The following is an 8,985-nucleotide window of genomic DNA, read 5'->3' on the forward strand; positions in this document are numbered from 1 at the left end:
GGTACCGACAGTACGAACAGCAGTGGCAGCACCGCCAGTACCGATGCCAGCCTGAGTGCCCTGGTACTCTCGTCCGGCAGCCTGAGCCCAAGCTTCGTAGCGGCCACCACCAGCTATAGCGCCAGCGTGACCAATGGCGCGAGCAGCATCACGGTCATACCTACCGCGAGCAGCGCTACTGCCACCATCAAGGTGAACGGTACGGCGGTGGCCAGCGGTAGCGCCTCGGCTGCGATCAGCCTGGCGGTGGGCAGCAATAGCTTGATCGTGCTGGTGACCGCTGCCGATGGCACCACCACGCGTAGCTATACCTTGACGGTGGTGCGTGCCGCGGCTTCGGCCGCTGGCAACTGTGCACTGATCCCCAGCGAGACCGAGGGCCCTTACCCCTTGCTGGCGATACTGAGCAACAGCGCCATCGTGCGGCAGGATATCCGCGAGGCTAAGACGGGCGTGCCGCTCACGCTCAACCTGACCTTGGAGAATGTCAACAATCTGTGCGCGCCGATCAGTAATGCGGCGGTCTATATCTGGCACTGCGACAAGGACGGCGAGTATTCCGGCTACAGCAGCAGCCAGAATGGCAACCACGCCGGCGAGACCTATCTGCGGGGCATCCAGGTCAGTGACAGCGCCGGGCAGGTGAGCTTCTCCACCATCTACCCCGGCTGGTATATGGGTCGGGCGACGCATATCCATGCCCAGGTCTATCTGAACGACAACCTCAAGGTCACTGCAACAGTAACCACGCAGTTCGCCTTTCCGGAGGCGACCAATGCCACGGTCTATGCCAGTACCCTGTATGCGGCGCACGGTCAGAACACCTCGGTACCTAGCAATGCCGGCGACAACGTGTTCAGCGACGGTACGACCTATCAGATGCTGACACTGAGCGGGGATGTGAGCAGTGGTTTTGTGGCCACGCTGCACCTGGGCATCGCAGCCTGACAGGCAACAAGGCGGCCGTCGGGGTGGCGCGCCGCCACGGGTCGTCTACGCTATGGGGCAGGTCTTTCCCCATGGTGTATGCATGCCCCGCCTAGCGCCCCTGTTTTTTCGACTTTGCTGTTGCCTGTGCTGGGCTGCCGCAGCAGCTCAGGACTACCCCTGGCCGACTGGCGCCGGAGGAGACGAGGCAAGCCTGGCGCAGGCCATACCCAAGTTGGCGGAAAGCCTGCTGGCCGGATTCCACAGCGCAGACCCTGCAACCGAGCTCGACCGGCGGTTCCGTCTGCAATTGCTGACAGCGCGGTACGCCGAGGCTGAGGCCAGCATTACGGCATTGCGCGCGTTGCGGGCCGATAGCCCCTACCCGTCGGCAGCACTGCATGTGCAATACCAGATCATGGCCCGTGCCGGGCAGCGTATGGCGGCGGGGGAAGCCTTCGAGCCCGCCTTTGACCGGGCTTTCCGTGAGTTGATGGGGGCACTGGACGACGTCACCGCAGCCCTGGCTATCCGTGCATTGGAGTTGGGTTATGGTGGCATGGAGGAAAGCCTGCGGAGCACCCTGGATCGGCTGGATAGGCAGCCCAGCCTGCAGGAAGGTGATGCCCTGGCCCTGCTGGTGCAATATCAGCAGGCAACAGCCTACCGGCGGATGGCGCCGCGCCTGCCAGCCCTGGTGGCCGAGGATGATGCTCGTCGCTACCTGATTGCACGTGACCTGCCGGTACGCACACCGCAGGGTGCCACCCTCTGCGCACTGGTGCTGCGGCCGCGCAAGGTCAGCCAACCGCTGCCGGCGCTGCTGGACTTCACCATCTATGCCGACCCGGTCGCCACCTTGATCGAAGCGCGCCGCACCGCATCGCACGGCTATGCCGGCGTGGTGGGGCTGAGCCGGGGCAAGGGCTGCAGCCCGAACAAGGCGGTGCCCTACGAGCATGACGGCGAGGATGCCGCGGCCTTGATCAACTGGATTGCCACCCAACCCTGGAGCGATGGCCGGGTAGGCATGTATGGCGGCAGCTATGACGGTTTTACCCAGTGGGCGGCCGCCAAGCGCATGCCGCCAGCCCTGAAGGCGCTGATGCCCTCGGTAACGGCCGCGCCGGGCATAGACGTGCCCATGGATGGCAATGTCTTCTTCAGCTTTGTGTACTACTGGCCCTTCTACGTGACCAATAACGCCACGGTAGACGAGGCGGTCATGAACGACCGGCAGCGTTGGTGGCGCATGCAGCGGCAATGGTATGTGGGCGGCACGGCCTACCGTGAGCTGGACCGGCTGGATGGCACGCCCAACCCCATCTTCCGCCGCTGGTTGGACCACCCTGGCTATGACAGCTACTGGCAGGCCATGATCCCCTTCCGCGAGGAGTTCGCCCGCATCGACATCCCCGTGCTGACCACCACCGGCTATTACGATGACGGCCAGCTTGGCGCCCTCTACTACTACCAACAGCACCGCCAGTACCGGCCGGACGCCGAGCACTACCTGCTGATTGGGCCCTACGACCATATCCGTGGCCAGCGCGGCACCATAGGTGCGCTGGGCGAGGACAGGACCCAGCTACGCGGCTACCGTACCGACCCGGCCGCCCGCATCGAGCTGGGCGAGCTGCGTTACCAGTGGTTTGACTATGTGCTGCGGGGTGGGCCGCGCCCCGCCATCCTGGCGGACAAGGTCAACTACCAGCTGATGGGCGCCAACGTCTGGAAGCATGTGCCCAGCATTGCGGCCATGGGCGAGCCGGTCCGCTACTACCTCGGCGTCGACCGCCCCCAGCAGGATCGCTACCCGCTGACGCGCCAGGTACAACGTCGGAATGGCGTGGTCAGCCAGACGGTGGCGCTGGCTGACCGTAGCGATATCGACCGGGTCTTTGTCGGCGGGGGCATCGTCAACACTGAACTGGATACCTGGGGTACCAAGGTCTGGATCAGCGAGCCCTTGGCGCAGCCCACCGAGCTGAGCGGCCTGTTTTCTGCTCACCTGGAGCTCGAGATCAACAAGCGCGACCTGGACCTGAGCCTGATGCTCTATGAGCTGACTGCCCAGGGGGAGTATGTGCAGCTCTCCTACCTGCAGAACCGGCTCAGCTATGCCCGCGACCGGACCCGGCGGCAACTGCTGCAGCCCGGTAGACGGTTGAGTTTTGACCTGCAGGCCGGACGCCTGACCAGCCGTTTGCTGGCCAAGGGTAGCCGGCTCTTGATGATGCTAGGGCCTATCCGCCAACCGCAACTGCAGATCAACTATGGCAGCGGTAAGGATGTGAGCGACGAAACCCTGGCCGATGGCCGGCAGCCCCTGCGCCTGCGTTGGTATGGCGGCAGCTATCTGACCCTGCCGCTGCGTCCTGCCGGCTGACTGCCAGGGTGATCAACGCTGCGGGGCGGCGTGCGCTGACCTTGCCAGATGGCACCGGCCGCGCAATGCTGATGCCATGACACCCTCAGCTTTCAGCCAAGCCGTGCAGGCGCTGCTGCTGCCCCATGCCGACCCGGCCCGCGCAGCGGACATGCGCGCCTATATGCGCGATCAGTTCGACTTCCTGGGCCTGCCCACACCGCTGCGCCGCAGCTTGGCGCTACCGCTGCTCAAGGCCCAGGCCAAGCAACCCGCCGAGGCATTGCTTGCGCAGGCCCAGGCACTGTGGCTGCTGCCGGCGCGCGAGTACCAGTATGTGGCGGTGGACCTGCTGGCCCGCCACCACAAGCGGCTGGACATGACCCAGCTCGAAGGGCTTTTGGCGCTGGTTCAGCAAAGATCCTGGTGGGACACGGTGGATGCGCTGGCCAGCGTGGTGGGCGATGTGGTCCATGCCGCCAGCCGGACGGATGTCAGTGCCCAGTTGCAGATGGACGCTGCCCTGCGCCACCCCGACCTGTGGGTAAAGCGCGTGGCCATGCTGCACCAACTGGGCTGGCGGGCCGACGTGGACGAGCGTCGGCTATTCGATTACGCCCTGGTACTGGCACCCGAGACCGACTTTTTTATCCGCAAGGCCATAGGCTGGGCGCTGCGCGACTATGCCCGTCATGCGCCGGATACGGTCAGGGCCTTTCTGGCCCAGCAAGGCGCCGTGCTTGCGCCGCTCAGTGTGCGTGAGGCCGCCAGGCACCTGGGCTGACGGCCCGGATAGAGCAGGCCAAGGTGGCTAACCCGAAAGAGTGATGCTGGTGCGCAAAGGCCGGTCTACGCTGCATGGGTAAGCAGATGCAGACCCGATCGCGATTTCGACCCCCTTCCAAGGAGAACCGAGATGTTGGGCTTGACCACGCTGGGCATCATCCACACGGCCATCAGTCTGGTGGCACTGGCCGCCGCCATCGTCGCGCTGGCCCGCGATAAGCAGATCGCGACCGGCAACACGGTGGGCAAGGTCTACCTCTACGCCACCATCCTGACCTGTCTGACCGGCTTTGGCATCTTTCAGCATGGCGGCTTTGGCAAACCACATATGCTGGGCATTATCACCTTGGTGGTGCTGGCCGTGGCGGTCCAAGCCAGCCGTGGTGGCTTTGGCGGCAAGAGCCGCTACGTGGAGGTGGTCAGCTACTCGCTGACGGTGTTCTTCCACATGATCCCGGCGGTGACCGAGACCACTACTCGCCTGCCCCTGGGGGCGCCGCTGCTACCCAATGCCGAGGCCCCCGAGCTACAGACCGCAGCCGGGGTGATGTTCCTGATCTTTCTGGTTGGGGCGGTGCTGCAGGTGCGGCGCCTGAAGGCCGGCCGCGGCGGCGCGCCGGGTGGCCTGCACACGGTCGCCTAAGGGTTAGCCCAGGTCGCCGTAGGCGCCGGCGATCACCACCACATAGCCATCCGGATCGCGTAGCCAGATCTCGCGGTGCTGGGCATTGGGATTCACCTTGGGTCCCTCCAGTACCGTGGCCTCGGCTGCCCGGATGCGTGCCAGCGCCGTATCGAAGGCATCGGTCTGGAACCAAAGCAGCACGCCGTTGCCCGGTGGCAATGCAGGCCGGCCGATATGCGGATGGTCATGGGCATCCCATTGGTGCAGCTGCAGGATCATCTCGCCGCCGGCCATGATCTGTTCGTATTCCTCGCCACCATGGCCGCTCTCGGCACCCAGTACGGCCTGGTACCAGCGGCTGCTGCGTGGCACGTCGGCCACCGCGATCAAGGGTTGGGCGTACATGCATCCTCCGTGCCCCGTTTGGGCTTTCTGTTGTTTGACCCCGATCAATATGGTCTAGCGCCTACCGGCGTACAAGCAGGAGAAGCTTGGACGCGGGAGTACGATATGGACGGGGAACTGCGGGATGTATTGGCGGCGATTGCCACCCGGCGTTCGGTACGCAGCTATCTGCCAGTAAGACTGGGGCGGGAGACGGTACAGCGGCTATTGGCGGCTGCGGTCAGGGCACCGACCGCCATCCACGAGGAACAATGGGCCTTTGTGGTGCTGCAGGGCGCCGCCAGCCTCAAGGCCTTGTCGGCGCAGATCTACCCCGCTGGCGACAGCAATCTTTTCCACGGTGCCGATACCCTGGTGCTGATCTGCACGCCGCCCATGGGCCCCTATGTGGTGGCCGACTGCTGGCTGGCTTCCGCCAACCTGATGTTGGCGGCGCATGCCCTGGGCCTGGGTAGCTGCGTGATCGGCTCGGCCATCGAAGGTTTGAACCGACCCGAGGTCAAACTGCAACTGGGCGTGCCGGCGGATATGAACGTGGTGGTGCCACTGGTACTGGGCGTGCCACGCGAGCAGGGCATGCCCACGCCACGTAAGCCGCCCCAGGTACTGAGCTGGCAGGAAAACACCTAGACGCCGCTGCGACGGGCCAGCAACTGAGCCAAATCCAGGGCAGAACGCACGCCCATCTTGGCGAACAGGTTGGCGCGGTGCACCTCGACGGTACGGATGGCGATATTGAGCTCGTCCGCCACCTGCTTGTTGAGCTTGCCGGCCAGTACCCGCTCCATTACCTCGCGCTCGCGCGGCGAGAGCGTGGCCAGGCGCTTGTCGGCCTCCTGCTGGCTGCCACGCAACGACTGCCGGCCGGTAACCACCTCCAGCGCATCGTTGATCTTCTCAAGCAGCTGCTGCTCGCTGCAGGGTTTTTCCAGGAAGTCGAAGGCACCTTGCTTGACTGCCTGTACCGCCATGGGGATATCGCCATGGCCGGAGAGGAAGATCACGATCAATTCACTATCGCTCTGCAGCAGCCGGTCGAACACGTCGAGGCCGGAGAGGCCGGGCATGCGTACGTCCAGGACGACCACCCCCTCGCTATCGGGCTCCAGGCTGTCGAGGAAGTCCTTGCCATTGGCGTAGGCGCGTACGGTATAGCCGTGGGCCAGCATCAAGAGGCCCAGGGCATCGCGCACATCGTGGTCATCATCGACCAGGTAGACGGGTTTGGTATTCATCGCGGCAGACTCAAAGTAAAGATGGTGCCCCCTTCGGGCAGGCTCTCATAGCCCAGCTGGCCATGGTGCTGCTCGACGATGGAGCGGCAGATATTGAGGCCTATGCCCATGCCCAGGGCCTTGGTGGTGTAGAAGGCTTCGAACAGGCGCTCGCCGTTCTCGGCCGAGATGCCATGGCCGCGGTCGCGCACACTCAGTACCACTGCATCTCTATCGTAGCGGGTCTCAAGCAACACGTCCCGCCGCTCTGGCGGCTGGTCGGCGCAGGCGTCAATGGCATTGCGCAGCAAATTCATGATCACCTGGCCGATCAATACCCGGTCGGCCTGGACCTGCGGCATATCCTCGGCCAGCCCATGGTGCAGTAGCACATGGCGGGCGCGGGCGTCCGGTTCGATCAGTTCCAGCGTGTCGAGCGCAATGGCGTTGAGGTCGCAGGGCTCGCTGTGCGGGGCATGCTTGCGCACAAAGTCGCGGATGCGCCGGACCACCCCGGCGGCGCGCTGGGCCTGTTCGGCGATCTTGCCCAGGGTGGAATCGAGCATGCTGGTATCGCCCTGGCCGGCGAACTGGCGGGCGGCACTGGCATAGGTGCTCATGGCCATCAGCGGCTGGTTGAGCTCGTGTGCCAGGGTGGAGGCCATCTCGCCCATGGCGATCAGGCGGCCGGTCTGGCGCAGTTTTTCCTCCTGCTCGTGCTCGCGTGCCTCGGCCTGCTTCTGGGCGGTGATGTCCACCACCGAGCTCATCCAGCCACGCTGGCGGCCGGTGGCGTCGATCAGGGGGGTGGTATAGACCCGGGTGTGGACCAGGTGGCCGTCGCTATGTCGCAGGGTCAGCTCGTAGTCCGGTGGCGCGCGGCCGGCCAGCACGGCGTCGTTGACCGCCTGGTGACTGGCCAGATCGTCCGGGTTCCAGTAAGGGTAGGGCGGCATGGTGCCGATCAGCTCGGCGGCGGTATAGCCCACCATGCGGCAAAAGGCCGGGTTGACGTAGATCATGCGGCCTTCCAGGTCGCGGGCGCGCATGCCCACCGAGAGCGAGCTCTCCATGGCGGTACGGAAGGCATGTTCCTCGCGCAGGGCCAGCTCGGCGCTGAGCCTGCCCTGTACCTGCCGGCGCAAGCGCCACCAGCTGAAGAGCACGATGATGGCGAGCAGGACCACGCCAATGATCAGGCTCTTTTGCACAATGCCGGTAGGCACGCGGTAGCTCACTACCTTGAGCGCCAGGCCATGGCCGGGCGGGTCGAAGGTGAGCTGGTAGCTCAGGGTCTCGTCGTCCGCCGCTACGCGTGAGCGGCTGGCGACCTCCTTGCCCTGGGCGTCGAGGATGGACAGCCGGTACTTGTTGGCGAACCACCAGGGTACCTGCTCGGCCAAGAGACGTGGCAGCGAGATCATGGCGCCGATCTCGCGCTCGCCATCGCGCAGCACGATGGCAATGCGCCCCTCATAGCCCAGCAGGTCGGTATAGGCAGGCTTGCCGGTGGCCTGGGCCAGCTTGCCGGCGTCGCGCGTGCCCTGCATGGGCAGGATTTCGCCATGCTGCCAAACCAGGCCGGGCTGCTGGAGTCGCACGCCGGTCACGGCCGGGTTGCCGTCACCTACCAGCCGGGCGCGGGCGCGGAATTCGGCTTCGGTGAGCTTGCCGTCGCGGGCAGCGTCGAGCAGGGCCGAGAGCCGCTCTTCGGTCTTGTCGAACTGGAAGCGCAGGTTCTGCTCGATCCACAGCACGTCGCTGATCTGTACCAGGCGTGCTTCCTCGTGTTCCAGATCGCGCAGGTAGTACAGCAGGCCCAACACCGCCGCAACAAAGAGTGCGAGCGCAACCCGCGGCCAGAGCCACAGTTGGCGGGCTGGCGGGAGTTGGCGGGGAGGGAAGGGACGGCTGGGGGGCATGCGGCTATCGTAGTTCAGTGGTCTACACTCGGCATTGTGGTTGACCACAGGGGTGTAGCCACAATTGTCCGCCTACAATCGGCGGCGAAGAATCTTGTTACACCTATAAAGGAGACATGCCATGCAACGCCGCACCGTTCTGGGCGCCGCCCTCGCGCTCGCCCTTACCACCACTGCTGCCTTCGCTGCCGACCCCATCGTGATCAAGTTCAGCCACGTGGTGGCGAACGACACCCCCAAAGGCAAGGCCGCACTGTACTTCAAGAAGCTGGCCGAAGAGCGCACCAAGGGTGCGGTGAAGGTCGAGGTCTACCCCAACAGCCAGCTCTACAAGGACAAGGAAGAGATGGAGGCGCTGCAACTGGGCGCCGTGCAGATGCTCGCTCCCTCGCTGGCCAAGTTCGGTCCGCTGGGCGTGAAGGAATTCGAAGTCTTTGACCTGCCCTACATCTTCGACAACTACGAAGAGCTGCACAAGGTCACCCAAGGCGCCATCGGCGCCAGCCTCTTGAAGAAGCTGGAGCCCAAGGGCATTCTGGGCCTTGCATACTGGGACAACGGCTTCAAGGATTTCAGCGGCAAGAAGCCGCTCAAGGCCCCGGCTGATTTCCGCGGTGTGAAGATGCGCATCCAGTCTTCCAAGGTGCTGGATGCCCAGATGCGCGCCCTGGGCTCGCTGCCACAGCAGATGGCCTTCTCCGAAGTCTACCTGGGCCTGCAGAACGGCGTGGTGGATGG

General features: G+C 64.7%; 9 protein-coding genes. 6 read left to right on the top strand and 3 right to left on the bottom strand.

Features of this window, described 5'->3' with window-relative positions; all coding sequences use genetic code 11:
• The 4 genes from VIM95_RS11875 to VIM95_RS11890 all read left to right on the top strand — a co-directional run.
• Positions 1-948: cadherin-like beta sandwich domain-containing protein (locus VIM95_RS11875; RefSeq protein WP_331985913.1), on the top strand; the 948-nt coding region annotated here is incomplete at its 5' end.
• Between the two features lie 82 nt (positions 949-1,030).
• Positions 1,031-3,316: a CocE/NonD family hydrolase gene (locus tag VIM95_RS11880; RefSeq protein ID WP_331985915.1), complete on the top strand. Its 2,286-nt coding sequence runs from the start codon at positions 1,031-1,033 to the stop codon at positions 3,314-3,316.
• Between the two features lie 76 nt (positions 3,317-3,392).
• Positions 3,393-4,079: a DNA alkylation repair protein gene (locus VIM95_RS11885; RefSeq protein ID WP_331985917.1), complete on the top strand. Its 687-nt coding sequence runs from the start codon at positions 3,393-3,395 to the stop codon at positions 4,077-4,079.
• Positions 4,080-4,211: 132 nt separating this feature from the next.
• Positions 4,212-4,724 carry a hypothetical protein gene (locus VIM95_RS11890; RefSeq protein ID WP_331985919.1) on the top strand — a complete coding sequence of 171 codons (513 nt, stop codon included), beginning with the start codon at positions 4,212-4,214 and terminating at the stop codon, positions 4,722-4,724.
• Between the two features lie 3 nt (positions 4,725-4,727).
• Here VIM95_RS11890 and VIM95_RS11895 read toward each other — a convergent pair whose 3' ends face one another.
• Complete coding sequence (locus VIM95_RS11895) at positions 4,728-5,111, bottom strand: VOC family protein (RefSeq protein WP_331985921.1); 384 nt, start codon at positions 5,109-5,111, stop codon at positions 4,728-4,730.
• A 105-nt stretch (positions 5,112-5,216) separates the two neighbouring features.
• Between VIM95_RS11895 and VIM95_RS11900 the strand changes: the two genes are divergently transcribed.
• Positions 5,217-5,741: a nitroreductase family protein gene (locus tag VIM95_RS11900; RefSeq protein ID WP_331985923.1), complete on the top strand. Its 525-nt coding sequence runs from the start codon at positions 5,217-5,219 to the stop codon at positions 5,739-5,741.
• Here VIM95_RS11900 and VIM95_RS11905 read toward each other — a convergent pair.
• Together VIM95_RS11905 and VIM95_RS11910 are read right to left on the bottom strand one after the other, a co-directional pair.
• Positions 5,738-6,346, bottom strand: a complete 609-nt coding sequence (locus VIM95_RS11905) for a response regulator transcription factor (protein ID WP_331985925.1) — start codon at positions 6,344-6,346, stop codon at positions 5,738-5,740. The genes VIM95_RS11900 and VIM95_RS11905 overlap by 4 nt on opposite strands.
• Entirely contained in the window at positions 6,343-8,247 is a 1,905-nt protein-coding gene (locus VIM95_RS11910; protein ID WP_331985927.1) for a PAS domain S-box protein, read from the bottom strand. The genes VIM95_RS11905 and VIM95_RS11910 overlap by 4 nt, the downstream gene beginning before the upstream one ends.
• Positions 8,248-8,368: 121 nt before the next feature.
• Here VIM95_RS11910 and VIM95_RS11915 point away from each other — a divergent pair.
• The coding region (locus VIM95_RS11915) for a DctP family TRAP transporter solute-binding subunit (RefSeq protein WP_331985929.1) at positions 8,369-8,985 on the top strand (617 nt) is incomplete at its 3' end.

Source organism: Chitinimonas sp., assembly GCF_036568685.1.
In the GTDB taxonomy this organism is placed as follows: domain Bacteria; phylum Pseudomonadota; class Gammaproteobacteria; order Burkholderiales; family Chitinimonadaceae; genus Chitinimonas.

Coding starts and splice junctions, on each gene's coding strand:
- VIM95_RS11880 (WP_331985915.1), top strand. CDS start 1,031: ATGCCCCGCCTAGCGCCCCTGTTTTTTCGACTTTGCTGTTGCCTGTGC.
- VIM95_RS11885 (WP_331985917.1), top strand. CDS start 3,393: ATGACACCCTCAGCTTTCAGCCAAGCCGTGCAGGCGCTGCTGCTGCCC.
- VIM95_RS11890 (WP_331985919.1), top strand. CDS start 4,212: ATGTTGGGCTTGACCACGCTGGGCATCATCCACACGGCCATCAGTCTG.
- VIM95_RS11895 (WP_331985921.1), bottom strand. CDS start 5,111: ATGTACGCCCAACCCTTGATCGCGGTGGCCGACGTGCCACGCAGCAGC.
- VIM95_RS11900 (WP_331985923.1), top strand. CDS start 5,217: ATGGACGGGGAACTGCGGGATGTATTGGCGGCGATTGCCACCCGGCGT.
- VIM95_RS11905 (WP_331985925.1), bottom strand. CDS start 6,346: ATGAATACCAAACCCGTCTACCTGGTCGATGATGACCACGATGTGCGC.
- VIM95_RS11910 (WP_331985927.1), bottom strand. CDS start 8,247: ATGCCCCCCAGCCGTCCCTTCCCTCCCCGCCAACTCCCGCCAGCCCGC.